Source organism: Fulvivirga ulvae (genome assembly GCF_021389975.1).
Taxonomy (GTDB): Bacteria; Bacteroidota; Bacteroidia; order Cytophagales; family Cyclobacteriaceae; genus Fulvivirga; species Fulvivirga ulvae.
This window is the reverse complement of the sequence record NZ_CP089981.1, coordinates 3843857-3867930: the sequence shown is the minus strand read 5'-3', so window position 1 is coordinate 3867930 and position 24074 is coordinate 3843857. Positions and strand designations below refer to the sequence as shown.

25 protein-coding genes are annotated in these 24074 nt (G+C 42.6%); 7 read left to right on the top strand and 18 right to left on the bottom strand.

The features are described from left to right. The first annotated feature begins 71 nt into the window (after positions 1–71). A complete protein-coding gene (locus LVD17_RS16545; RefSeq protein WP_233760121.1) occupies positions 72–1388 on the top strand; it encodes a beta/gamma crystallin family protein in 1317 nt (438 codons plus the stop codon). A gap of 72 nt (positions 1389–1460) precedes the next feature. Next, complete coding sequence (locus LVD17_RS16540) at positions 1461–2702, top strand: purple acid phosphatase family protein (protein ID WP_233760120.1); 1242 nt, start codon at positions 1461–1463, stop codon at positions 2700–2702. 14 nt (positions 2703–2716) lie between these two features. On the opposite strand, the gene LVD17_RS16535 is transcribed toward LVD17_RS16540, so the two are convergent. Next, positions 2717–3952, bottom strand: coding sequence for a M48 family metallopeptidase (locus LVD17_RS16535; protein ID WP_233760119.1), 1236 nt, complete (start codon positions 3950–3952; stop codon positions 2717–2719). 448 nt (positions 3953–4400) lie between these two features. Here LVD17_RS16535 and LVD17_RS16530 point away from each other — a divergent pair, with 448 nt between their 5' ends. The 3 genes from LVD17_RS16530 (at position 4401) to LVD17_RS16520 (ending at position 7873) form a co-directional block, all read left to right on the top strand. Next, positions 4401–5084, top strand: coding sequence for a succinate dehydrogenase cytochrome b subunit (locus tag LVD17_RS16530; protein ID WP_233760118.1), 684 nt, complete (start codon positions 4401–4403; stop codon positions 5082–5084). A gap of 26 nt (positions 5085–5110) precedes the next feature. Continuing rightward, positions 5111–7045: a fumarate reductase/succinate dehydrogenase flavoprotein subunit gene (locus LVD17_RS16525; protein ID WP_233760117.1), complete on the top strand. Its 1935-nt coding sequence runs from the start codon at positions 5111–5113 to the stop codon at positions 7043–7045. Positions 7046–7123: 78 nt separating this feature from the next. Next, a complete protein-coding gene (locus LVD17_RS16520; protein ID WP_233760116.1) occupies positions 7124–7873 on the top strand; it encodes a succinate dehydrogenase/fumarate reductase iron-sulfur subunit in 750 nt (249 codons plus the stop codon). A 97-nt stretch (positions 7874–7970) separates the two neighbouring features. Here the strand turns inward: LVD17_RS16520 and LVD17_RS16515 are convergent, their stop codons facing one another. The 11 genes from LVD17_RS16515 to LVD17_RS16460 all read right to left on the bottom strand — a co-directional run bounded on the left by LVD17_RS16515 (position 7971) and on the right by LVD17_RS16460 (position 19823). Continuing rightward, positions 7971–8720 carry a bleomycin resistance protein gene (locus LVD17_RS16515; RefSeq protein ID WP_233760115.1) on the bottom strand — a complete coding sequence of 250 codons (750 nt, stop codon included), beginning with the start codon at positions 8718–8720 and terminating at the stop codon, positions 7971–7973. Between the two features lie 79 nt (positions 8721–8799). Next, positions 8800–9321: a hypothetical protein gene (locus LVD17_RS16510; RefSeq protein WP_233760114.1), complete on the bottom strand. Its 522-nt coding sequence runs from the start codon at positions 9319–9321 to the stop codon at positions 8800–8802. A 108-nt stretch (positions 9322–9429) separates the two neighbouring features. Then, complete coding sequence (locus LVD17_RS16505; protein ID WP_233760113.1) at positions 9430–10050, bottom strand: class I SAM-dependent methyltransferase; 621 nt, start codon at positions 10048–10050, stop codon at positions 9430–9432. A 136-nt stretch (positions 10051–10186) separates the two neighbouring features. After that, on the bottom strand, positions 10187–11038 hold the full coding sequence (locus LVD17_RS16500) for an AraC family transcriptional regulator (RefSeq protein ID WP_233760112.1): 852 nt from the start codon (positions 11036–11038) through the stop codon (positions 10187–10189). Between the two features lie 20 nt (positions 11039–11058). Then, the gene (locus LVD17_RS16495) at positions 11059–11445 is read right to left on the bottom strand and encodes a hypothetical protein (RefSeq protein ID WP_233760111.1); all 387 of its coding nucleotides are present in this window, start codon (positions 11443–11445) and stop codon (positions 11059–11061) included. Positions 11446–11638: 193 nt separating this feature from the next. Beyond that, positions 11639–13768, bottom strand: coding sequence for a glycoside hydrolase family 97 protein (locus LVD17_RS16490; protein WP_233760110.1), 2130 nt, complete (start codon positions 13766–13768; stop codon positions 11639–11641). A 452-nt stretch (positions 13769–14220) separates the two neighbouring features. Next, on the bottom strand, positions 14221–14427 hold the full coding sequence (locus tag LVD17_RS16480) for a hypothetical protein (protein WP_233760109.1): 207 nt from the start codon (positions 14425–14427) through the stop codon (positions 14221–14223). Continuing rightward, positions 14414–14992 (bottom strand): ATPase, encoded by a 579-nt coding sequence (locus tag LVD17_RS16475; protein ID WP_233767969.1) that lies wholly within the window; start codon positions 14990–14992, stop codon positions 14414–14416. The genes LVD17_RS16480 and LVD17_RS16475 overlap by 14 nt, the downstream gene beginning before the upstream one ends. A 292-nt stretch (positions 14993–15284) precedes the next feature. Beyond that, positions 15285–18482, bottom strand: coding sequence for a glycoside hydrolase family 48 protein (locus tag LVD17_RS16470; RefSeq protein ID WP_233760108.1), 3198 nt, complete (start codon positions 18480–18482; stop codon positions 15285–15287). Between the two features lie 521 nt (positions 18483–19003). Continuing rightward, a complete protein-coding gene (locus LVD17_RS16465; RefSeq protein WP_233760107.1) occupies positions 19004–19600 on the bottom strand; it encodes an immunity 53 family protein in 597 nt (198 codons plus the stop codon). Positions 19601–19646: 46 nt separating this feature from the next. Beyond that, a complete protein-coding gene (locus LVD17_RS16460) occupies positions 19647–19823 on the bottom strand; it encodes a SymE family type I addiction module toxin (RefSeq protein ID WP_155169564.1) in 177 nt (58 codons plus the stop codon). A gap of 94 nt (positions 19824–19917) precedes the next feature. Here LVD17_RS16460 and LVD17_RS16455 point away from each other — a divergent pair, with 94 nt between their 5' ends. Then, complete coding sequence (locus tag LVD17_RS16455; RefSeq protein ID WP_233760106.1) at positions 19918–20130, top strand: helix-turn-helix transcriptional regulator; 213 nt, start codon at positions 19918–19920, stop codon at positions 20128–20130. A gap of 46 nt (positions 20131–20176) precedes the next feature. Here LVD17_RS16455 and LVD17_RS16450 read toward each other — a convergent pair whose 3' ends face one another. Then, positions 20177–20389 carry a hypervirulence associated TUDOR domain-containing protein gene (locus LVD17_RS16450; RefSeq protein WP_233760105.1) on the bottom strand — a complete coding sequence of 71 codons (213 nt, stop codon included), beginning with the start codon at positions 20387–20389 and terminating at the stop codon, positions 20177–20179. A gap of 136 nt (positions 20390–20525) precedes the next feature. After that, positions 20526–21401: an NAD(P)-dependent oxidoreductase gene (locus tag LVD17_RS16445; RefSeq protein ID WP_233760104.1), complete on the bottom strand. Its 876-nt coding sequence runs from the start codon at positions 21399–21401 to the stop codon at positions 20526–20528. Positions 21402–21542: 141 nt separating this feature from the next. On the opposite strand from LVD17_RS16445, the gene LVD17_RS16440 reads away from it, so the two are divergent. After that, positions 21543–21890, top strand: coding sequence for a winged helix-turn-helix transcriptional regulator (locus LVD17_RS16440; protein ID WP_233760103.1), 348 nt, complete (start codon positions 21543–21545; stop codon positions 21888–21890). Here the strand turns inward: LVD17_RS16440 and LVD17_RS16435 are convergent. The 4 genes from LVD17_RS16435 to LVD17_RS16420 form a co-directional block, all read right to left on the bottom strand. Further along, a complete protein-coding gene (locus tag LVD17_RS16435) occupies positions 21882–22283 on the bottom strand; it encodes a hypothetical protein (protein WP_233760102.1) in 402 nt (133 codons plus the stop codon). The two genes, LVD17_RS16440 and LVD17_RS16435, sit on opposite strands and share 9 nt — an antisense overlap. After that, the gene (locus LVD17_RS16430; RefSeq protein ID WP_233760101.1) at positions 22280–23227 is read right to left on the bottom strand and encodes a M28 family metallopeptidase; all 948 of its coding nucleotides are present in this window, start codon (positions 23225–23227) and stop codon (positions 22280–22282) included. Before LVD17_RS16430 ends, LVD17_RS16435 begins: the two co-directional genes overlap by 4 nt. Before the next feature lie 73 nt (positions 23228–23300). Then, the gene (locus tag LVD17_RS16425) at positions 23301–23630 is read right to left on the bottom strand and encodes a hypothetical protein (RefSeq protein ID WP_233760100.1); all 330 of its coding nucleotides are present in this window, start codon (positions 23628–23630) and stop codon (positions 23301–23303) included. A gap of 9 nt (positions 23631–23639) precedes the next feature. After that, positions 23640–24023 (bottom strand): iron chaperone, encoded by a 384-nt coding sequence (locus LVD17_RS16420; protein ID WP_233760099.1) that lies wholly within the window; start codon positions 24021–24023, stop codon positions 23640–23642. Between the last annotated feature and the right edge of the window lie 51 nt (positions 24024–24074).

Here is a 24074-nt window from a genome sequence, read left to right as displayed (position 1 = left end):
TCTCACTCTACAGGGTGGGGCGGATTCTTACCTGTAAAAGCAAAAACCAACCTAACTAAATCTTAAAAATTATGAAAAACCTAATGCGACTTTCATTTATCAACAAGGCATTTATTGTCTTTTGCATGTTTAATTTATTGGCTTGTCAGGATAATTTGCTGGAAGAAGTACAGCAGGATGTGGATATAGAAAAAGCAGAAAAGGCAAAGCACCAATCAAATGCACGTACAGGCTTCGAAATTGACCTGGTTAAAAGATGGGCGCCTATTCATTACATGGATGTTGATGCTACGGGAACCTACGCTGAAGGCGGAAAATCAGACTATATCTCGGCCATCAACTATGATGGGGACTGGAATGCTTCAAACAACTGGGAGAACCTATCAGCATATGGCAATTCCCTTTCTGCTTATTGTTACTATTCCGTGGTAGAAACCAACACTCACTGGTACATCATTTACGCCTTTTTTCACCCAAGAGACTGGACAGACATTTTCTTCCTTTACAACCTGGATCAACACGAAAATGACCTTGAAGGCATACTTATGGCAATCCACAAAAACGGCACCACCTATGGGGCGCTGCAAGGAGCTGTAACGGTGAGCCACTCCGATTTCTTTTCCTATACACCATCCGGTAGTCCATTTATAAGTGGCCAGGAAAATATAGATGGCACACTTCAGATGGTTAGTTATAACGGTGCCCTGCACCCGGTAACCGCCCAGGAAGCCAAGGGGCATGGGTTAAAAGCCTGGCCCCAAAATGACATCAATGGCGATGGGGTAATCTACTACCCTTCAATGAACGACGTAGCACAGATCCCTGCTGATAATTATGACACTTACGTAGAGTATAAGCTGGTGGACATTTTTGAAAGTGGCGGGTTTTGGGACCAGAGGTTCAACACTGACCTTTTTTATAATGCAGGAGGTGGATTTAAGGGAAATAACTTTAAAGATGGAGGAGCCAATGCTCCATGGGCATGGAATGATGGTAACGACGGCATAGTACAAGGTGGTGAAATGGCTACCGACCCTGCCAAGCTTGTAGATATATATTTTGATGGTGTGGGTAATTTATCGCATTACTACACCAACAACAAGTATAGCAACAGTACTGGTGGAGTTGTAACCCTTTATCAGCATTGTGATTATAAAGGTTACGCTGTTTCTTTAAAGGAAGGGCAATATTCACTGAGCCAGCTACAAAGCCTGGGAATTTCCAATGATGATATTTCCTCGTTGCAGATAGACAATGGCTACCAGGTGACCCTCTATGAGCATAGTGGGTTTACAGGGAGAACAGTCACAAAAACAGGGACAGACAACTGCCTGAGCAATGAAGGGTTCAACGATGAAGCAAGTTCAATCAGCGTATCACGCATTTAAATAATTAATAAAACAAGAGCTGCCCCGGGAATCCCTCCAGATTTCCGGGGCTTCTTTTACTTTAAGAATAACATGAAGCAGATTATCAACACCATTATTTTTATTCCTATACTTCTTCTAGTGTACTGTTCCACGCCGACAAGGGAAATAAAACCTTTACTGGCCAGAAAGCCCTATCTCCAGTGCGCCCTTAAGGACAGCCTCACTATTTTGTGGAGAACAGATACAGGAACCGTTTGTAAGGTGGCATATAAACCTGCTGCACATGGAGAATGGAAGTCGGTAGAAGGAAACGTAAGGCTGACAAATACCGGAGTTACTGAAAATGAGGTAGTACTCAGAGACCTTGAACCAAACACACCATACAGGTACAAGATACTCACCAACGATATTGATCTGCTACCGGATGATACCCTGTGGTTCAGGTCTCCTGTTAGTCAAAAAGATTCTGTATTTTCATTTTTTGCGGTCGGAGATATTGGAGAGCCTATAGAAGAAGGCGGTACGCCAGACTTACTGGCCAAGGCATTGGAACCATCGGTCAGCTCCATGAACTTCGGACTATTATTAGGCGACATCATCTATCCCGATGGCAAAAGCGAGGCCTATGACAGTAATCTCTTTAACCATTTTGGCAGCATATTCCCATACCTGCCTGTTTTTACGGTATTGGGTAACCACGATTGGCATGAGCCGGAAAACAACTACCTGAAGGAATGGAAGCTTCCCCATAATGAATACTACTACAGCTTTGATTACGGGCAGGCTCATTTCATTGGTATGGATAGCAAAAATGGCGACTTCCATGAATATGAAAAGCAGGTCGAATGGCTGAAAAGTGATCTTGAAGCCGCGCAAGGTAACGCAACCTGGATCATTATTTTCTTACATCACAATGGTAAATCATGTACTTATAAGGAGGATTACAACAATGTAATGGCACTCTACCCACTTTTTGAGCAGTACAATGTTGACCTGGTACTTAATGGCCATGCACATACTTACGAACGTCTCAACCCCATGAATGGCACGGGTGAAGTCATACCTGAATACATAGGTTCCTCCCAGGTCTACCATACTCCAAAAGGATTCATAAGCATTACTGTGGGCAGCGGTGGCAAGCTCCGTGGAATAGGTACGGATTCAAAGCCTTTCACCCCGGACCCTGAAAACTGCAGGCACAAAGACCTGGTCGCCCGTGCTGCTCATCTATGGGCTTTTTTAAAGATCTCAGTAAACGGAAAACAACTAAAAGGTGAGTCATTTGCCACCGAAGATTTACACCTGGTAGATGAATTCACCATCCATAAATAATCTCCTTGATTCACTTATAACCTGGCAATGGCATCCAGCCGCTTCAATAAGGGCGGATGCGAATAGTGAACAAAAACATAAGCCGGATGAGGGTATAAATTACTCAGGTTATCCACAGATAGCTTCTTCAATGCACTGGACAGGGCCTGCCCATTGTATGTTTTATTAGCATATTCGTCAGCCTCGTACTCATTCCTTCTGCTTATGATATTGCCAAACACACCAATAACCTTTGAAATAGGGGTAAACAACAAACCAAAGGCAATCAGATTCAGATGTACACCCATCTGCTCGGCACCGAGTGCAAGTGAAAGGTTTTCATTGAGTATCATTCGTGACATGATGAACAGCATTACCCCTGTTTGAACAATCGAGATCACAAAGCCAAGCACAATATGCTTCTTTTTGAAGTGCCCTACTTCATGGGCCAGGATAGCTACCAGCTCTTCTGTCGAATGATTTTTGATCAAAGTATCATATAGCACAATTTTCTTCTTTTTGCCTATACCTGAGAAAAATGCATTGGCTTTGTTAGATCTTTTCGACCCGTCAATTACAAAAATGTTGTCAAGCGGAAAATTGATACGTTTGCTATAATCTTCAATTGCCGTTTTAAGTTCGCCTTCTTCCAACGGGGTAAGCTTATTAAACAAAGGTAATATGAGTGTAGTGAAGAACATATTGGCAAACAAGGTAAAAACAGCTATGGCTATCCAGAAATAGATCCAGAAGTCCTGCCCTATGTTGAGGATCAGATAAAGCAAGAGCCCCAGCAAAAGTCCGCCGATCAATACGGCAAGCATGTAGCCCTTTAATTTATCCGCAATAAAAGTACCCGCGGTAGTTTTGTTGAAGCCGTATCTTTCCTCAATCACAAAGGTGTTATACAGCTGAAATGGAATGGTAAGCAGATCCGACACGAAATACAATGCTCCAAAATACACAAGTGCCAGTAAAATCTCATGGTCAAAGTAAGGACGAAGCAGCTCATCAATATATCCAAAACCGCCGAAGGCCAGCAGCAGAAATGACGCAATAAAACTAACCGCAGATGTAATGAATGAGAAGCGTGTTTGTACCCGCTGATAGCTGATCGATTTGGTATACTTCTCCTTTTCATAAAAAGCAGCCACCTCTTCCGGCAATTCATATTTACCGGACTTGAGGTTGATGTAGTCCAGCAACTGCTCAAAAATGAAATCAGCGGAAATAATCACCAGTATAATAGTAAGGATAGTCTCGGGACTCATAATTACACAGTTTTTTACAATAGCAAAATTATGAAACAATAACGATAAAACCCCCGAAACCTCCGCTACCGATAAGAGACTATTTCCCAATGAGGGACTGCTTCATAAGCAATAACCGCTTCAAAGAGGCGTTTAAAGCAATATTCACAACTGGTACATGAGTTGTTGCTGGGATTGTGGCATATATTCCACATAATGAAAAGAGTTAAAGTGATACGAGTCAGACTTCGCCAGTTCGCACAGAGCGAATTGCTCCTTACCGGAACCGTGTTTTTAATAGGTCTGATTGTATTCTTTTTCGAGCTTTTCACCCAATGGTTTCCCTCCTTTTTTTAATCCCTCTATTTAGAATCTTTTAAAATAGACAGGCATAATTGTTTGATAAACCTTTCAAATGTACCTTTGGCAAGGTTTAATTATTACAACTTAAAATCATCAAAACTATACCATGAGTTGGTTCACTAAAGCAATGTCCAGCACCTTGGGTAAAAAGCTTTTAATGGCTTTAACAGGGTTATTTCTTGTTATCTTTTTGGTAGTACACCTTTCAGGTAATCTCCAGCTTTTGCTAAACGATGAAGGGCGCGCATTCAACGTTTATGCAAAATTCATGACTACAAACCCACTGATCAAAACTACCTCCTTTATTCTTTATGCCACCTTTATTATTCACATAGTATGGGCCATTCTGATAACCGTAAGCAATAAAAAAGCAAGGCCGGTAGGATATGCCAAAACAAGCGCTTCAACTAACAGCACATGGAGCTCTCGAAATATGGGAATACTGGGTACGATCATTTTCATATTCCTGGTCATACACCTGAAAAATTTCTGGTATGTGATGCACTGGGGGCCAATTGAAATGGTACAATATGATGGTCAGGAATACCGGGACCTATATGCCACAGTAGATATAGCTTTTTCGCAGTTATGGTATGTAGTGCTTTATGTAGTAGCCATGCTCGGCTTAATGTTCCATTTGTTTCATGGCTTCTCAAGTGCTTTCCAGACCCTTGGCCTGAACCATGTTAAATACAACCCAGTTATAAAATTTGTAGGCGTTGCCTTTGCCATCATAGTACCAGCTATGTTCGCTGCAATCCCCGTAATAATATATTTCAAAAATTTGTAATCCAACTAGTATAAACCGTCTGATAGATGAAGTTAGATTCTAAAATACCGGAAGGGCCAATCGCGGAGAAATGGTCAAAACATAAATTCAATGTTAAGTTAGTAAATCCGGCCAATAAGCGTAAATATGACATTATTGTTGTAGGTACCGGTTTAGCTGGTGCTTCGGCTGCAGCATCTTTCGGGGAGCTGGGCTACAATGTTAAAGCATTTTGTTTTCAGGACAGCCCCAGGAGAGCCCACAGTATTGCGGCTCAGGGTGGTATCAACGCTGCGAAAAACTATCAAAACGATGGTGACAGCATTTTCAGGCTGTTCTACGACACTGTAAAAGGTGGTGATTACCGTTCAAGGGAGGGTAACGTTTACCGTCTGGCAGAAGTTAGTGTCGATATAATAGATCAGTGTGTTGCCCAGGGGGTGCCTTTTGCAAGAGAATACGGTGGCCTGCTTGCCAACAGATCATTCGGTGGAGCCCAGGTTTCCAGAACCTTCTACGCCAGGGGCCAGACCGGACAGCAGCTGCTTTTAGGTGCCTACAGTGCACTGAGCAGACAGATATCAAACGGTAAGGTAAAGATGTATACCCGCTCGGAAATGCTCGATCTCGTAATGATTGATGGCAAAGCCCGGGGTATCGTAACACGTAACCTGATCACTGGCGAGATTGAATCGCACAGTGCGCATGCCGTGGTTTTGGCAACAGGAGGTTACGGTAACGTATTCTACCTTTCTACCAACGCCATGGGGTCAAACGTAACCGCAGCATGGAGGGCTCACAAGAAAGGTGCTCTTTTTGCAAACCCCTGCTATACTCAGATTCACCCTACCTGTATTCCGGTTTCTGGAGACCACCAGTCAAAACTTACTTTGATGTCCGAGTCTCTGAGAAATGACGGACGTGTATGGGTACCTAAAGAAAAATCAGACTCTGAAAAGATCAGAAAAGGCGAGTTAAAGCCTACTGACCTTCCTGAAGATAAACGAGATTACTACCTGGAGAGAAGATACCCTTCGTTCGGTAACCTTGTACCCCGGGATGTAGCCTCAAGAAACGCCAAGTACGTTTGCGATGAAGGCCGAGGTGTAAGCAAAACAGGACTTGCCGTATATCTGGACTTTGCTGATGCCATCAGAAGAGATGGTCGTGATGCCATTGAAGGCAAGTACGGTAATCTTTTCGATATGTACCAGCAAATCACCGGTGACAATCCTTATGAAACGCCAATGAAAATCTACCCTGCTGTTCACTACACTATGGGTGGCCTTTGGGTGGATTATAACCTTATGACAAACGTTGAAGGACTCTATGCCATAGGAGAAGCCAACTTCTCTGACCACGGAGCCAACCGCCTGGGAGCCAGTGCGCTGATGCAAGGGCTTGCCGACGGATACTTTGTTATTCCGTACACCATCGGTGACTATCTGGCTAAAATGCCTTATGAAAAAGTATCTACCGATCATGAAGCATTTAAAGAAGCCGAAGCGCGTGTTAAGGAAATCAACAAAAAACTGCTTGGCATCAAAGGAAAAAGAACCGTTGATGAATTCCATAAGGCACTTGGACATATCATGTGGGAGTATTGCGGAATGTCGAGGAATGAGGAAGGCCTCAAAAAGGCAAAGACGGAGATCCAGCAGTTAAGAAAAGAGTTCTGGGAAGATGTGAATGTACTGGGATCAAATGAAGAACTCAACCAGTCACTTGAAAAAGCCAACAGAGTAGCTGACTTCCTAGAGCTTGGTGAACTAATGGTCGATGATGCATTGAACAGAAGTGAGTCATGTGGTGGACACTTCAGGGAAGAGTCGCAGACTGAGGAGGGTGAAGCAAAGCGTAAGGATGATGAATTCTCTTATGTAGCCGCATGGGAATACAAGGGACCGGAAGTACCAGAAGTACTGCATAAGGAAGACCTGGTATTCGAGAATGTAAAACTGACCCAGAGAAGCTATAAATAATGACACACTTGCCGGCTCTGCCGGCAACATAAATGTCGCAAATAAAAGAATAACTATTAACTACCAACATACAACGTTATGAAGATAACACTAAAGGTTTGGAGGCAAAAAAACGCTCAGGACAAAGGTGGATTCAAAACATACCAACTTGATGACGTATCCCCTGATATGTCGTTTCTGGAGATGTTTGACGTGCTGAACGAGCAGATACTAAAAAAAGGTGAAGATCCTGTACACTTTGACCACGACTGCCGCGAAGGTATTTGTGGAACATGCAGTATGTACATTAACGGAAAGCCTCACGGACCTAAACAAACTACTACCTGCCAGCTTCACATGAGAAGCTTCTCTGACGGAGATACTATTGTAGTGGAGCCATGGAGAGCAAAAGCTTTTCCTGTAGTAAAAGACCTGGTAGTAAACAGATCCGCATTCGACCGTGTAATACAGGCCGGCGGATATGTTTCAGTGAATACGGGTGGTGTGCCTGATGCCAACGAGATCCCCATACCGAAGAAAATTGCAGATGAAGCATTTGATGCCGCAACGTGTATCGGATGTGGAGCATGTGTTGCAGCATGTAAAAATGCCTCTGCCATGCTGTTCGTAAGTGCAAAGGTTTCCCAACTGGCACTTTTGCCTCAGGGGCAGGTAGAAAGAAAGACAAGAGTGGAGAAAATGGTATCACAGATGGACGAAGAAGGCTTTGGAGCCTGTTCCAACACGGGAGCCTGTTCTGCAGAGTGCCCTAAGGAAATCAGCCTGGAGAATATTGCCAGACTAAACAGAGAGTACCTGAGTGCAAAATCCAGCTCTGATAACGTTTAATCTGTAAATAAACATACAAGAGCCATTTCAAATAAGTAATTCTTATCTGGAATGGCTTTTTTATTGCTACCAAACATCTCTGCAAATGAGGTCACCTCTACTGCCTATCCCCCTCCAGTATTTGATAAAAAGACCGGATATCCTCATTAATTTCAGAAACGTTTCCAACCAGTTCCAATAAGCCCCTTCCCTCTTTCTCCATAACTTTCATTTTCTCTATATCCTCAAACCTATTGGCTATATCGAGCCTTAATACAATCAGCTTGAACCGTATTTCCGGCTCTACATTTTTGTTAGAAGCCAATGCTTTGTCAATCACACTGGCGGCGGCTTCCAGGTCATCTTTTCCATGGGCAAGTCTATTAGCAAGTTCATAAGCCTTTCTTAACGGCGTTGCCTTTTGCGGCTTCTCCCCATCTTCTTCAAACAGAACACCGGGCTCCTTTTTAATCTTCTCTCCTATCCGGATATAATTACCTGATGGATCAACAATTACAAACTGCCGGACTCCATAAGTGGGTATATCTTTTATAGGGTTAATTCTTGGGATCCCCTTCAATGGTATCTTTCCATACTGCTGCTTTAACCCTGCCCTGCAATCATTATATAACTTGTCAACATCGTTAACCCGGAGATAGCAGGAACTGAAATTGGATTCAGGCTTTAGCTGTTTCAGCCCGAAAAAATGTATCTCAATTCCTTTAAGCTTAAGCCCTATATAGTTATTCGGGGCCTTTTGCTGATAAGTAATGGTACTGCCCATAGCTTCGTAAAACTGTAGTGTTTCACTGATGGAACTACTGGGAAGCATGGGAATTGCGAATTCCGGAGTGACTCTTTCGCTCATTGTAGTATGCTCTTTTGAATTGTTTTAAAGTTTTTTTATGGGAAAGGAAAATAGATATAAACGTGAAATGCTCACTGAACTATTCCCCTTGATGGATCCATGTAAATTTTTCTCCATCGTAGTAAATTAATCCTCCGGAGCCTTCACTTTCACGAATGCTTATAGCAACATTTCTTATCGTTACCTCTCTGGTTCCTTCCACATCCCCATTATCAAGAAAGGTGGTTTCATAAGCTGTTTTTGAATCAAATATCTCCCAGTAATCTACCCACTCAAAACTATCTCCAGCTACACCAAAACCATCTCCAGCTCCAACAATATAATATTCCTCCGAGCTCTTAAAAATAATTAGCAAGCCTAACTTGCCATTCTCAGAGTTTACCAGGGTGGATACAATATCTTTTTCTCCATCTCCATTAAAATCACCTTCTAAAAATAAAGGATTCAAGTACGCACCAAGTTCATACCTCCGATCAAGTTCCAAACTTTCATACCTTTCGACAAACCACTCAGGCAAAAGCCGTGGACTGACCGGTTGTCCATTAGCTGTACACAAAGAGAAAATAAAGATCAATATTACTAACCTATATTTTATTGCCATATTAATTAATTTCAATATACCTTATTAACTCCTATTTGCCTGCTGTCTACTAAATTTATCAAATGATTATGATCTTTTGGAATATTCCGCATTACTAATCAAACTTTATTACTTTCTCCCTACAAAACGAATCACCGAGCTTTTTCCATTATGATACAACCCTTCGCTTAAGGTCACTTCCTTTTCTTCCATCGCTATAATCTCATAATCAGCAAAATCAGACCTTAGCTCCTCAACAGAAAACAGTGACTCTATATCCCTTGGCCCTCCTGCCTTTTCGTTTTTGAGCCTGTATTCTAAATGACTCTTGCTGAAAGCCTCAAAAATTACAGTGCCGCCTGTTACCAGATACTTATCGAGTAACTTATGGTAGTCAGATTTAATATGGGCCGGAAAGTGAGCATAAATAAGTGCAATAACATCAAATTGCTCATCTTTATAACCTAGTTCAGGCAATTGACCGATCTGATAGTCAAGCGAGACGCCATACTCATTCGCCAGTTGCAGAGCTTTGTTTTTACCTTCCAAGCTTATGTCAAAGGCAGAAACCTCCCATCCAAGACTTGCTGCACAAATGGCATTCCGCCCTTCACCTTCTGCCGCAAAAAGTATTTTCCCAACCTCAAGCTGCTGCAACTGTTCTTTCAAATAGTTGTTAGGTTGCTTACCATAAGCATAATCTTTGGTGCTAAACCTGTCGTCCCAATACTTAAGCCATGAGTCCTCCATTTTTCTTTATCTTTTAGTTTATAAATAATGTATGACCAACCCTTCACTCCTTCTGTAAACACGAAGGGATGCTACATTGCAAAATTATAAAGCAAGAGAAGTGGGTTCGTAGGACAAAAATGAAGTTGGACAGGACTTATTTGAAGTTCTGTCTGTAAGACTCAGGTGAGAAACCCATGTGCCTTTTAAAAAACCGGGTAAAATAAGAAGCATCCTCATATCCCAGGTCATGGGCTATTTCATTGACCTGGCTTGTTGTAGCCAGTAAGTTCCTTTTGGCTTCAAGTATGATCTGCTCATTGATGAGCTGTGAACAGGTTTTCCCTAATGTCTCTTTGGTTATTGCATTGAGCTGGTAAGCGGTGAGGTGCATCATGTCGGCATACTTACCTACCTCCTTACACGTTATAATATGGGTTTCGAGCAAGGTCATCAGATCTTCGAGCCTTTCCTGTGCGTATGAGTTTGTAGCTTTTTTCCTGATTTCTGCACCCTGGCTTTGTCTTAGTAAATGGATGAAAAAAACATCCAGATTTGCCCTGATGGTTTCCTTATATTTATCTTGTTTTTCATTGTGCTCCAGAAAAATATCAGACAGAATGGCCATCAATTTTTCAAATTTATCAGGACTGAACTTGTAATGACTTTTATTGCTCACTTTTCTCAATACCTGCCCTGAAGGCTTTGCAACGGAGGAGTAAAAATCAGCATTAAATTGTATCAAAAACCCTACAGAATCTCGCTTAAGTTTAAGTTGATGAACTTGCCCTGGCCGCATAAAAAAAACAGTGCAGTCTTTAACAGGATATGAATTAAAATCAATGCTGTGCTCCCCCTCACCCTTTTTCAGAACCAAAACAAAAAAGAAATTATGCCGGTGCAGCTCCTGGACCATGTCCATTCCTGAGAGCAACTCCTCAACATCCCTGATGATGAAGCGCTCTGAAAACTCTGGTTCGCTTATAGTTCTGACCGGGATTTTTTCCATTTGAAAGATGTTACGTTCAATTACTGATGTTGATTACCGGAAGGAGTTTTTACGCTGCCTTTTTCTGTCCTTTTGTAGGCCCATTCCACCACAAAGCATCCAACAACAATAGAAACGGAGATAATGACACTTAGTTTATTGGACATGAACTGCTGCTGTACTAATACAATCAACGCTACGGCACAAAGCACAAAACCAATAGCAGGAACTACCTTATTCCCTCCGATTTTATCAGCCAGCCTGAATCCTACCTGGTTTACAACCGCAAAAATCAATAAAAAACCTACACTTCCTGCCGTAGAGATACTCTCCAGATTCAGGGAATTGGTTAGCACCAGGGTTGCTATTGCAGTAATTAACAATCCGACAGGCTGGTTCCATAATTGAAAGGTCAGTTGGTGGTTCATCGTCTTCTGCAATTTACAAATCAAGGTTGTCTAAAAAGTCGCCTCCTGACATCATTCTTAAATTTTTCTGAATCTCCTCATTAGCTTCTGCTTATTCTCGGGGAGATTACAAAACAAAGTTTGGAATGACGAGTGCGACTTTTAAGACAGCCTTATAATGCAATTACTTAAATTTATTTCCCGGTGAGAAGCTTTAAAGCTTCTTAAGTCCTTTCATACTATCTTTAGTGGCCTCTACAATGCTGATGGCCACTCCCCCACCCGGGGCCAGCTTTTGGCTTAGCTTGCTTTTGGAGTCAACCACAACTTTGCGAATGGTATAGCTTTGCGGGTTTTCGTTCCAACTGGCATCTTTACCATCTGCATAAATAGTGGCTATAAACTTCTCTCCTTTAGGCAGAAAATCAAACCCTATATTAGCTGTCCGGGCATTTTCATCAGTTACACCGCCAACGTACCACTCCTTTTTGCCTTTGGCTTTTCTGGCTATGGTCACGTAGTCGCCTGGCTCGGCTTCCAGATAGTAGCTGTCATCCCAGTCCAGGGCTACATCCTTGATGAACTGAAAGGCGTCCGGGAAGCGTTCGTAATTTTCAGGAAGGTCAGCCGCCATTTGCAGAGGGCTGTACATGGTTATGTAATAGGCCAGTTGCTTTACCAGGGTGGTATTAATTCGTTGTTTACCGTTATTATAGGTGGTCTGGAAAATACCTGGTGTATAATCCATTGGGCCGCCCATTAGCCTGGTGAAAGGCAGGATAGTGGTATGCTCCGGGTGCAGGCCGCCCATAGCTTCAAACTCCGTACCTCTGGCTGACTCCTGCGCTATCCAGTTGGGGTAGGTGCGGTGGAGTCCCGTTGGCCGTACTGCTTCGTGGCTGTTAACCATGATCTCGTAATCTGCCGCACGCCTGGCTACATGGATGTAGTGGTTTACCATCCATTGACCGTCATGGTGTTCGCCTCTGGGTATGATTTTACCTACATAGCCGGTTTTTACTGAATTATACCCGTGGTCGGCCATAAATTGGAATGCCCTGTCAAGTCTGCGTTCATAATTGGTGGCAGAGGCTGAGGTCTCGTGGTGCATCATGATCCGCACTCCTTTGGCGCTGGCATATTTTTCTAGTTCTTCTACATCAAAATCAGGATATGGCGTTACAAAATCAAAGACATCTTCTTTCCAGTTGCCAAACCAGTCTTCCCAGCCGATGTTCCAGCCTTCTACCAAAACGGCATCAAAACCATGCTTTGCGGCAAAATCGATATACTTTTTTACATTTTCCGTGGTAGCACCATGCCTGCCACTTGGCGTTAGCTTTGTAAAATCCTGGTCCAGCTTTACGTTGGTCTCGGTACCATAAGCCCAACTGCTGCCACGATGGATAAAATACTCCCACCACACACCAATATATTTTACCGGCTTTATCCATGATACATCCTCGTAAGCGGTGGGTTCATTTAAATTCACAATCATATTAGAAGCCAAAATATCGGTAGCCTGATCGCTTACGACTATGGTTCTCCAAGGAGAGTGTGTATCAGTTTGCAGGTAACCTTTGTTGCCGACGGCATCCGGTGTAAGGTGGGTGCTCATTTTATATGTTTTGGCATCTACATTAAGGTTCATGCCTGAATAATTCTCCAGGGCCGCCTCGTGGATATTGATATAAAGTCCGTCGGCCGTTTTCATCATAGAGGGGGTTTGTACGGCCAGGTTTTTTATTGGTCTTTGAGCTGTTATTTCAATGGTAGCCTCAGGCATTTTTGCCGGCAACTCAGAGATCTTTGAAGTGGTATAGGGATATTCATTAGTATCATAGTCACCGGGAATCCAGAAGATTTTATGGTCGTCGGCAAGGGCAAACTCTGTCAGCTCTTCTTTGATGATAAAGTACTTAAGCTCCGGCTGTTTGGGAAACTCATAACGGAAGCCGAGGCCATCATCAAAAAGCCTGAACCGTATACGGATAAAACGCTCTTTTAGCGCAGGCTGTACCAGTGTGACTAGTAACTCGTTGTAGCTATTTCTAATGGTCGACTGCTTTCCCCAAACGGGCTTCCAGCTACTATCCACTGACTGCTCTTTTACTTCCTTTACCTCAAAGCCTGCATTCATCGAAGGGAAATCCATCAGTTCCAATCCAAGTGCACTGGGTTTTATGACTGGTTTTCCTTTATAATTCAGGTTGTAAAATGGGACGCCTTCATCAGACAGTTCAAACTTCATTGACAAATTACCATCAGGGGATTTTAATTCTTGCGCCGCCAATAGCAAAGGCATCAGAAATGCCATTGACAGCAGAGTTAGTTTTTTTAACATGGGACGTATTTTAGTTTTTTATTCTTTCAACCCTCTAAAATAAAGAGTAGTGATGAGAAGTGGGTATTGCGTAGGGAGGAAAGGTGATTGAAGAAGGTAATTGCCGACATTAGCTGTCTTCATTCCTATCTGCCGGCACAGGGCCAAGTTCATGTCCAAATAATGCCAGTACCTGATTTACTTTGTCCATTCTAAGGGATTTCTTGCCCTGTTCGAGGTCGCGTACAAACCTTAAACCAACCCCTGACTTAAATGAAAGGTCTTCTTACGTTAATCCAAGGCTTTTTCGCCGCCCTTTTACAAACTGACTTAACTTGTTCATTTTATACCCGTTCGGGTACAAAAACAATAAAATTCAACCTATTTATACCTGAACGGGTATAAAATCTCTTAAACGCGTTAAAGATACTGGATTAGGTATAAACAATCAGCACGCTTAAGCCTATGAGTGTTTATGTAAGATTTGCTCCGGTATTGCGCTTGTATAGCGTTGTAGGCGGCACTTCATGAGGATCCAAAGCTACAACTTCTCCATCCTTTATTATGATCATGGGACTATTTTTCTGCTTTTTGAACTCAACCAGTCTCCTGTAAGTCTCTTCAAGCCCCTTAACTATCTTGTCTCTTTCTTCCTTTAGTTGCTCTTTAGTTCTCATCATTATATTTATCCTTTAATTCATTCCATTGCTTAACATTATTTATAACAATTTCATTCATAGTACCTTCTGCAACAATTTCATAAGTATCTCCAGAATTATCAACAAATAACCAGTTATCTACCTTAGGAAGAAATAAATTAAAAAAATTATTTAATCCTCTTTTATATCTTCTTCTAATTACTGCTTCAGGAATATTATGTCCGCCTTCCTTCACTCTTGTTTCTACTCTTGAAATTGCTAACTCTTCTGAATGCAATAAAAAAAATAAGCATGTAACTTGATAATCCAATTGTTTTGCTTTTTCCACAAATCCTGCATAACTTTTGGTTGAAAGGGTTGTCTCAAAAGCGAAGCTCTCTCCTGCTTGAAGCAAAGTTTTAATTCTTTTCAACATTAGCTTTCCTGCTGTTATCCCTGCCTTTTCAGGTTGAAAGGGAGAAAGCCCTTTCGCTATTTCATCTGCATTCACAAATTCTCTACAATTAAGAATTTCAGGTAGAATTGTATAAGATGCTGTAGTTTTGCCAGCTCCGTTACAACCTGCTATAATGTAAAGGTTCTTCATCACACAAATATACAATTAACCTTGAATTCTGATGATTAGCCTTACTTGCGGGTCACCAATCAAATTACTTATTGTAGAAAATTTAAAATCATTGTTAAACTGACATGAGGCATGCTATAAGTCACATATACTAAATTTCAGATTGATTGACTGATGAATAAATTTACAATTCAAGAAAGACATTCCAAGCGCCCTAATTTATTTCCGACCTTGTACGCATTAATAACCAAAAAAGCCTCCGAAACTAAAACAGCTCCGGAGGCCACCCATTATATGATTACCTGTTACCTAATTATTGCATCTTTATACCCACTTTTTTGATTTCAGACCTGTCTCCATTGTTGATGTGCAGCAGGTACATGCCGGGTTCAAAACTGCTAACGTCCAATTCTATGCTCTGTGAGTTGGAAGTGGTAGTCTGTTGGTTAAGTACCACTCTGCCTCTTACATCTACGAGTCTTAGCCAGGTGTAACCGTCCCTTACTACCACGTTCAGTTTGTTTGCCGCAGGGTTAGGGTACACAACAATGTCAGAAGTTGATTGGCTTTCAGCTTCAGGCGATTGCTGAGCTAGCCTGCTGCTGCTTGCATCGCAGACCGGTGGTGTGGAAGAATTACTAAAATAGATAGAGAACCCACCACTTTTGGAGACCATTACAAAGTTGCCATTATCCAATGCCACCCAGTAAGAGCCATCCAGACCAGGAATACCGCTGTTGCTGAAAGTAATATCGGGTTGTGCCTGGCTAAAGGCGGATGTAGACACAGTCCTTAAATCAATCCACCAATTAGGTTGACCATTATTGGTGTTTAAAGACAACTGCCACAAACCATTATGCTGAATGCTCCAGTTGATACCAAAGTTAGTTACATTGCTCAGGTTCGGGCCTCCAGTGCCCAGAACATGGGTATTGTTGAAGCTCTGGTTTATACTAGGCAAACCTGACGCCAGTGGTGTACCAAAATCGCACCCTGACGGATCGGAAGGCGATACTTCAATATTTACACTGGCCTCATCGGAGCCTCCATTGCCATCTGTTACGGTTACGGTGGCTGTGTATGTGCCTGCCGCCGTATATGTATGGATTACCACTGCGCCTGTGGCGGAAGCGCCATCACCGAAATTCCAGCTATAGGAAAGTACGTCGCCATCTGCATCACTTGAGCCACTGGCATCAAAGGTCACGGCTAGTGGCGCCTGGCCTGTAAGTGGGTTAGCTGATATCACGGCAACAGGATCATTATTTTCTGCACCAACAGTAATGTTTACTGTACCCGATGTTTTCGTATTTCCGGCATCATCAGTGGCTACGGCAGTTAATGCGTAGCTTCCTTCTGCCACATCAGCCCAGATTACTGCGTATGGCGCACTGTTATCTACGCCTAAGCTAATGCCATTCCGGAAAAACTCTACGGATGCCACAGCATTGTCATCTGATGCATTTGCCTCAATAGTAATGTCGGCACCTGGTTCAAAAACAGCATTATTGGCCGGAGATGTAATGCTTACTGTAGGAGATGCGTCCCCTCCTCCTTCTCCAAAGAAGAAACCATACTCTGCATTGGCTAAGGCAATTTCTATCAGTGCCCATGACCTGTGGTACCTGGCCACGTAAGGCTGACCACTCTCGTAGCTGCTTTGAAGCTTCTGAAAATCAGGATCGTTAAGATAATTGCTGCGGATATCAAGAAAAGTAACACCATTTTCTATAACATCGCCATTGGGCATAGTTCCGTTAAATGATTCGGGCACGTATACTTCCTGCTCAAAGAATCTGGAATAGTCCCCTCTTTCCTCAGGTGAGGCAAGGCCTTTTTCATCACGGAAGTTGTTCCACATTCTGTCCAGTATTTCTTTGGCCAGTACTCTCGATTCCTCATCAATGGTTTCATATTTCTCCGTAGCAGCAGCATAGTAAATTAACGCTTTGGCAAAGGACGCAGCAATGCCCAGGTCCTGGTTATAACCGGTTACTGTTACCCTTAAGTTGCTGTTGTCTCCCGGGTTGTCAGGGTTCCATGTATCGGGCTCACCGCTCCACTCCATTTCGGCAGGGATTTGAAATGTACTGCCTGTTAACTGCACATGCTCTTTTACCCAGGGCACCCAGTTGTCCATCAGTTCCTTGGCTCTAGGGTCGTTGGAGAGGTAGTAGTATTCTGCTACGCGCTCCATAGACCATGCCTGCCATCCTCCCCAGGAGTTGCTTCCGGGATCATGATAGACGGGGTGTTCATCATAGGCCATTCCGTAGAAAGTTGATTTTCCTGCAGGATATGGACTGTAATCACCATTCCAACTGTTGGTGGCTCCACCGGCAATGGCTCCATCGGCTGATTGCAGATAGCGATAAAATTCGAGCTGACGATCCAAACTGGTGCCAAAATCCCTGGCTCCGTTTTGAGATGCGGGCATCAAATCATTGTATGAATTTAAGGCCCAGGCAGCCACAGGGTTTTGGTACCCAAAGTGGCAGTGGCTAGACCCTATCCTCCATGCCCAGGTGCCTGAGGTAGATATAGATCCGCCCCATGCATAGTACCAAGACATCAGGTAATGAGCACTTTCATAGCCCGAACCTGCGGCATCAGGACTTTGTGCTCCCAAGGGTTTGAAGTACTTGTCAAACATGGCCAAACGGGTAAAATCACCCATTTTGCTGGCATCACTCAGTGGAATAACTGAGTTAGGGTTCAAATCCTGCTCTTTGGCCCACTCGGCAGCCCAATACATCGCTTGAACTACCCTGGCATCTGCATCAGGAGCATTGGTATATCTCCACTGTTGAGCATAATTCTGATCGAGGGTAAATAAAGGCAAATAGCCTTTGTCTCCACCCCAACTGAAATCTTCCCATGATGGCTGGGGAACTGTTTCCCAAACAGATTCCTGCTCGCCTCTCTGGAAGGTGTTGATAAAGGATGGCGTGGTAACTCCGTCTCCCCGGGTTCCATATCCATAGAAATTATCGCAGTCCAGCAGCCAGTGCATACCGTAGACTTCCGGGCCATAGGCTGAGGTTAGGTCCGGAGATACTGGATCGTTTCCCACGGGGGTATTGAACTGCAATGGTGATGGATAAAAGCTTGGTTCAGGAAACTCAGGCGCATAGGTAGCCGGACTGGAAGCATTATAGGCGCTGTTCGTCGGCTGGTCTTCCTGCGAAGGGATGATATGATCCTCCATTTTGCCCCATGCCTGGTTCAGAGGCTGCCAGTCGCCACTGACCCTGCCATGCATGGCTTCCAGCCAGATCCAATAGGAATATAGTTCACTGGTGGACTCATGCCCATGATCGGGCGCTTCTACAATTAAGGTTTCTACGGAGTGGTAAGGAGCGCCGTCAGGACTAAAGTAGCCGTTGGCAGGATCGTAAAACTCTCCTCTTAACTCGTTAAACCGCTCAATGTACTCATTCTGTGCACTGGCAGAGGAGCACCACGCCAGCATAAACAATAGAAGTAAAGACAATTTTAAATTTGTTCTCATAGGATAAAGGGTTAGGTTATAAATTGTTTAATCGATTACATTTTATAAGAGAATAGAGGGTGACTGAAAAATGCTAACATCAGAGAGTTCATCACCACGTCGGTTCGCTTTTCCGTACTATTCAAAGGAATCATTAATTAAGATCATCCGCTGGCACTATATTCTTAAAGTTCGGGAGTATTGTCTACCCTGAAAAAATCGCCTAATCGGGTATGAAAGGGATTTTTTCCACCTGGATTTTCCGTTTGTAGAACGACGGGTTCAGAGGCGCAAAACCACGACATTTACATCAAAACAGCGGGGTTATTATATCACGGCCGGGATACGAAATATTATAAAAATAGGGAGAACATACTATGTGTCACACAATTACACGCTGAACGGTGAACCGGTGATTTTGAAGGTATGAAAGCTATTGAGGAGTGGTGAAAATATGCTTGAATGGGTTAGTCTGGGTAGGGTTTGTTGGAATATAGTCTCATTTGTGGGATTTATACAGCGCAGTTAGTGGTGAAAAAATACTACTTACAAAATGTCATCAAAACATCACGTGCCACTAAAACAACCCCATCATATACTTCCTCGATATCCACCGTAACCACATCTCCCACTTTGAAAGGAAGCTGAAGCTTTTCTAAACTGTATTGGCAAAAATCAATGGTATTAATATCACGAACTTTAATTTTACCAAAATCAATGGCCTGTATTTCAATTATTTCAACAGACCCTTCATCCACTAACCTTGCCTTAGCTGGCGTCCAGATTTCAACCTCCTCTCCAATTAGAGGCAAAAACAATTCATAATGAAAATCTTTATCAGCGTAACCCGGTATGATTTCGTTAAAAAATATTTCAAATGCCTGTCTCAGGTTGTCAGGACCACAATATATTTTAAGACTGTTATCTAATGCCTCTATCGAAAACCAATCATGCTCCTTCTCTACATTCTGGTAATCTCTTTTATAACTAAGTGCTTCCAAAGGAGTTTCTGCCAAATCAATAGCTATTGACCATCCGGGATTATCCAAGGTAGATATAGAATATCCATAGCTATGTTCCCAGTCTCCGTTACAATTTAACTTATACCAATTTTGAATTCGTTCTATTATGTCTTTCAAAATAGTTTGGGTTTACCATTTGTTTAGGTTTCTAAACTAATTACACTCAGACCAATTTCAAAATCATCACCCCCTTAGAAATCTTCACCTCAACATTATCTTCTTCATTAAAACCAGCTTCTTTTAACCATTTGCCACATAGCCTGATTTCAGGGACAGAGGTCTGACTCCATTTATTAAAGCGTATTCGCTCATGAATTTTCAAGATCCGCGTTTTCTTCATGTCATATTTTTATATGACAATAATATTAAACCCAATTCCATTTGTCAAACTTTAATATGACAAATATGTCGTATAATAAATTGACATTTGTTTTGTGACTAAGGACGAACTCAAAAAGAAAATAGGGCAGCGCATTATTGAGTTAAGAACTCAAAAGGGCTGGAGTCAATCTGATCTGGCACGGGCATGCAATAAGGACCGGCAAGCGGTAGAAAAACTAGAAAACGGCAAGGTTAACCCAACGCTTTATACGTTGTATGAAATTTCAAAAGCATTGGGAGTTTCTTTAGAACGACTGGTGGAGTGAAAGAACCTGAATTGTTATTTGGTATTAAAAACACCACCAGCGGGAGCTACTCCCGCTCTACCTCACTCGCTAGTTTCAGCACATGGTCTCCATCTTCCTGTTCAATATATAGTGCGGGATTATCATCAGAGCCATGCCTGGTCACTTCCGTACCCTTTATTTTGCGGGTAGTTTTTGAATTGAAAGTGCTTTTTACTTTACCATGAGCCCAGTTGTTGCCCCATTTCCATTTTATCTTTTCTCCGATTTTGTAAGTCATACTTTGGGTTTTATATACAAAACCGTTTTTGGAAGCGAAGGTTTAGCATGAATTAAGTCAGGGATCAGTAGCTTTAACAATACAATACCACAGGTTCTTTCAGTTGAACCTGTGGTAATTAATATTAACATCTTTCTCAACCGCGAAAAACCTGTATCAAAGAGGCCAATTCCTTACCTTCAAGCCCCTTATCCTTTGCCCTCTTTAAGAAGTCCGCCATCAGTTTGGGCACCTCGGAATTAATGTTGTATTCCTTCGATGCATTGTAAATCCGTTGTGTAGCATCAACACTAATAGCTAGTGGACTTTGGCTAATATCAAATTTACCCTCCTGTATGAGCCCTGACTCATACTGTATGAAAGATGCAAATCCCGGATTAACTTCCTTAACAATTTCTCCAAGTAGACTTACATCAAAACCCTCCACCTCGCACAGTCTGGCAGCATGAAAAAAGCCTAAAAGAGAGCCGTACAAATATGAAAGTGAAGCAAGGTCCATAGCCGAAGCAGCGCTGATCTTATTACCAAGGTATTTCAGGTTACCTCCAAATATCTTCAATGTGGGTTCAAGCCTTCGGTATACGGCTTCTGTTCCGGAAAAGAAAATGGTAGTATCAGGCTGAGCCATTTGTTCGGGTGCTACTTGTATAGCTCCGACAATATACTCTGCTCCATGCTCACTCATCCATTTTTCACTCTCAATAGCCTCCTTTGGGTCCCCTGTAGTCAGTTGTACTACGGATCGCCCTTGAAGAGAATCCGCCACCCCTGTTTCATTAAAAATTGCCAGTGAAGCTGGATAATCCAGTACACAAACAACAATCACCGGACTCGCTTTAACGGCAGTAACTACATCCGGTGCCAAAATTGCTCCTTCTTCAATTAACGTTTCCGCTTTTGATGACGTCCTGTTCCAAACTGTGACATGGTAACCATTTTTCAATAGTAAACTGGCCAACGTTCTCCCCATTTGTCCTAAACCGATTACCGTTACTTTTTCTTGCTTTTTCATACTCTTTCATCTGATTTTTTGTTCAGGCAAAAGTATTTTGAGCGTTGGAGGGACACAATAAGGGAAAAAAGATTCAGGCAGGGAAAATATTTTCCCTGCTTCAAAAAATTGGTTCAACTCAATATGTACTAACTTTAAGTTATGAATGAAAGAAAAATACCCATAGACCTGGAATGCGGCATTAACATTTACACTCTAATTGCTGGTGGTAAATGGAAGCCATGTATTATCCACAGCATCCATAAAGGAATAAACCGGCCAAACCAAATTCATAAAGCCATAAGCCAGGCTTCTCCGCGAGTTCTTAATATGCAGATAAAAGAGTTACTGGAAAGCAATATAGTTTCTAAAAAAGTGCATCCCGGCCTGCCTCTCAAAGTAGAGTATAGCCTCACTGAAGTAGGTAAGAGCCTACTGCCCATTATTGACCTGATGGATCAATGGGGGACTCAAAACAGGGAAACTATCAATGCTTATATCTTAGCCTGACAACCTCTTCCCTTTTCGCCATAAAAACACCCCAAAACCAAGAAACACCACACTCAATAGTGCCCCGGAAAGGCCAAGTTGTGCATGCACGTGCCCCTCAGGAATTGGTTTGATGAATTGATTAACCACACTTAATAGCAACCTCACACCAGCCCAAAGAATCAAGATAACTGACCAGATCATTGTAGCCCTACTAAAGGCTTTGAGCGATTTATTCAGTTGGTATACAAATATCCCTAAAACTGTAAACACGAATAGCAGCGGCACAAAACTGCCTACCAATGCATACATTACCCCTTTGTGTAAAAACAGCATCAATGTCAAGCTGAGGATCAGGCTGTAAAGCCAGTGGGTTTTCAGTTTGTCAAAAACCTGTTTCGAATTAGCGCTCATGGTGATGCTAAAGTTTTGATGACGTCTTCTATCAAATTGGAGCATGACAACAGGTATTCGAAATTCACTGTCTCAAATGTATCTTTCGGGCTGTCTTTGTAAGGTGAAGAATCCCGGTGATAAAAGCATTCTCCGGCACCGATGACGTTATACCCTTCGGGTACGAACACATCAAAATCAGTTGAGCTGACATCATATCCTACCGGGTCAATGATTATCTCTTTGAGTGGTATACCGTGCTTCCTTGCTGCTTCTGCGTAAATATCTCTCAATGTTTCAGACGCGGTAAAAATTTCCATGGCCCCGTCGCCGTCTCCATCCCAACCTACCATATCAAAACAGTGAACGGAATGAATGTCCCATGGCTTTCCCTGCATAAATTTCACAAAAGCCTTACTACCAATAAGCTCTTCTTCCTCCTGATCAAAAAAGACTATGACCACATGCTTGTTCCTGGTTTGTACTTTCGACAGTTCGTTCACAACACTATAGATGAGTGCTATTCCTGTGGCGTTATCAATCGCTCCGGGAGCATTTCTTTTTCCGGTATCATAATGTGCTCCAAGAACTATGTATTCATTACTCTCTCCGGTAGCAGGCAAAATGCCATAAATATTGGTGCCTTTGAAGGGATCAAGAATGAAATCGATGGCAGGATTAAGGTTTGGTGCCGTATAGCTGTGTTCCTGAGGTGTTATGTTCAACTGCTCAAGCAATTGCTTTAAATAACTTGCCGCCAATGTCCGCTCATCCTCAGACCAACGGCTTCTGATCCGGGTTTCATTAGCCAACTCATATTTCCCTGACAGATGCCCTACGATTATCCTTTGGTACTCAGGTTTAGCTTTTGGTAAATCATCCGCTATAAGAATCCGGGAACTATCATCACCATGACATGAGCACAACATCAAGATTATAACTACTGCTAAAATGATCGCTCTCATATATTTAATTGCTACATGATCAGAGTGTTGAGACAATCAATATACAACGGAAGTCCTCTGGGAACAAGTTTGATCACTGATCTATACCCCAGGTCTTGTAGTTGACCTTATCGAAACTCTCTATTTTACCCGCCTTTTCTTTGGGTATAAATATGTAAGACATGTTGTTGTTGGCCTGCATTGTGGTGTAGTAAAAGCCAGGATCTTCTCCATATAGCCAATAATCCCCGCTCCCTTCGTTCATTTTGTTCACTTTAAAGGTTAGGATTGAACTTTGCTCCGGAATGATAAAGCCATTGCCGGTCAGCACACCAAAGAGGTTGGAATAAAGTTCTGTTGTAAGGCCTGTCACAAAAATGACTGCGATAAGCAGCAACACTAAATATTGTCTGATTTGTTTCATTACTGCGGCCTACTTGCCAGCCTTCTTGATGCTACTCCTTTTGGCCGCTGCCTTATCACTGTTCTCCTTTACTCTAAACTCAACTATTCTCTTTATCAGGTCAAAGGGAATCGGCTGGTCAAGTGGAAACTGGACGGAGCCTTTCCCTTGCTTGTATTTCGACAGGTCAGTCGCAAACTCTTCATGTCCTGACGGCGTAGCGTAAAACCCGATATGGTTTTTGTAACCGGCAAAATAAACCAGTGGCTTGCCATGGGTCTTGTATGCCGGCATGCCATAAGCCATGCTTTCCTCTGCTTCCGGTGCAGCGTCCTTAATAACGGTCCTTATCTTTTTAAGGACTTCCTGCACATCTGACGAAAAACCTGATATGTATTTGTTTACTTCGGTCATGGGTGATTTCCTATGAGTAATAATGGATTAAGTTTGTTAAAATACAAAGCG

Bases quoted from the DNA above. Each gene is read 5' to 3' on its own strand.
- LVD17_RS16545 (WP_233760121.1), top strand. From the start codon at position 72: ATGAAAAACCTAATGCGACTTTCATTTATCAACAAGGCATTTATTGTC.
- LVD17_RS16540 (WP_233760120.1), top strand. From the start codon at position 1,461: ATGAAGCAGATTATCAACACCATTATTTTTATTCCTATACTTCTTCTA.
- LVD17_RS16535 (WP_233760119.1), bottom strand. From the start codon at position 3,952: ATGAGTCCCGAGACTATCCTTACTATTATACTGGTGATTATTTCCGCT.
- LVD17_RS16530 (WP_233760118.1), top strand. From the start codon at position 4,401: ATGAGTTGGTTCACTAAAGCAATGTCCAGCACCTTGGGTAAAAAGCTT.
- LVD17_RS16525 (WP_233760117.1), top strand. From the start codon at position 5,111: ATGAAGTTAGATTCTAAAATACCGGAAGGGCCAATCGCGGAGAAATGG.
- LVD17_RS16520 (WP_233760116.1), top strand. From the start codon at position 7,124: ATGAAGATAACACTAAAGGTTTGGAGGCAAAAAAACGCTCAGGACAAA.
- LVD17_RS16515 (WP_233760115.1), bottom strand. From the start codon at position 8,720: ATGAGCGAAAGAGTCACTCCGGAATTCGCAATTCCCATGCTTCCCAGT.
- LVD17_RS16510 (WP_233760114.1), bottom strand. From the start codon at position 9,321: ATGGCAATAAAATATAGGTTAGTAATATTGATCTTTATTTTCTCTTTG.
- LVD17_RS16505 (WP_233760113.1), bottom strand. From the start codon at position 10,050: ATGGAGGACTCATGGCTTAAGTATTGGGACGACAGGTTTAGCACCAAA.
- LVD17_RS16500 (WP_233760112.1), bottom strand. From the start codon at position 11,038: ATGGAAAAAATCCCGGTCAGAACTATAAGCGAACCAGAGTTTTCAGAG.
- LVD17_RS16495 (WP_233760111.1), bottom strand. From the start codon at position 11,445: ATGAACCACCAACTGACCTTTCAATTATGGAACCAGCCTGTCGGATTG.
- LVD17_RS16490 (WP_233760110.1), bottom strand. From the start codon at position 13,768: ATGTTAAAAAAACTAACTCTGCTGTCAATGGCATTTCTGATGCCTTTG.
- LVD17_RS16480 (WP_233760109.1), bottom strand. From the start codon at position 14,427: ATGATGAGAACTAAAGAGCAACTAAAGGAAGAAAGAGACAAGATAGTT.
- LVD17_RS16475 (WP_233767969.1), bottom strand. From the start codon at position 14,992: ATGAAGAACCTTTACATTATAGCAGGTTGTAACGGAGCTGGCAAAACT.
- LVD17_RS16470 (WP_233760108.1), bottom strand. From the start codon at position 18,482: ATGAGAACAAATTTAAAATTGTCTTTACTTCTATTGTTTATGCTGGCG.
- LVD17_RS16460 (WP_155169564.1), bottom strand. From the start codon at position 19,823: ATGAAGAAAACGCGGATCTTGAAAATTCATGAGCGAATACGCTTTAAT.
- LVD17_RS16450 (WP_233760105.1), bottom strand. From the start codon at position 20,389: ATGACTTACAAAATCGGAGAAAAGATAAAATGGAAATGGGGCAACAAC.
- LVD17_RS16445 (WP_233760104.1), bottom strand. From the start codon at position 21,401: ATGAAAAAGCAAGAAAAAGTAACGGTAATCGGTTTAGGACAAATGGGG.
- LVD17_RS16440 (WP_233760103.1), top strand. From the start codon at position 21,543: ATGAATGAAAGAAAAATACCCATAGACCTGGAATGCGGCATTAACATT.
- LVD17_RS16435 (WP_233760102.1), bottom strand. From the start codon at position 22,283: ATGAGCGCTAATTCGAAACAGGTTTTTGACAAACTGAAAACCCACTGG.
- LVD17_RS16430 (WP_233760101.1), bottom strand. From the start codon at position 23,227: ATGAGAGCGATCATTTTAGCAGTAGTTATAATCTTGATGTTGTGCTCA.
- LVD17_RS16425 (WP_233760100.1), bottom strand. From the start codon at position 23,630: ATGAAACAAATCAGACAATATTTAGTGTTGCTGCTTATCGCAGTCATT.
- LVD17_RS16420 (WP_233760099.1), bottom strand. From the start codon at position 24,023: ATGACCGAAGTAAACAAATACATATCAGGTTTTTCGTCAGATGTGCAG.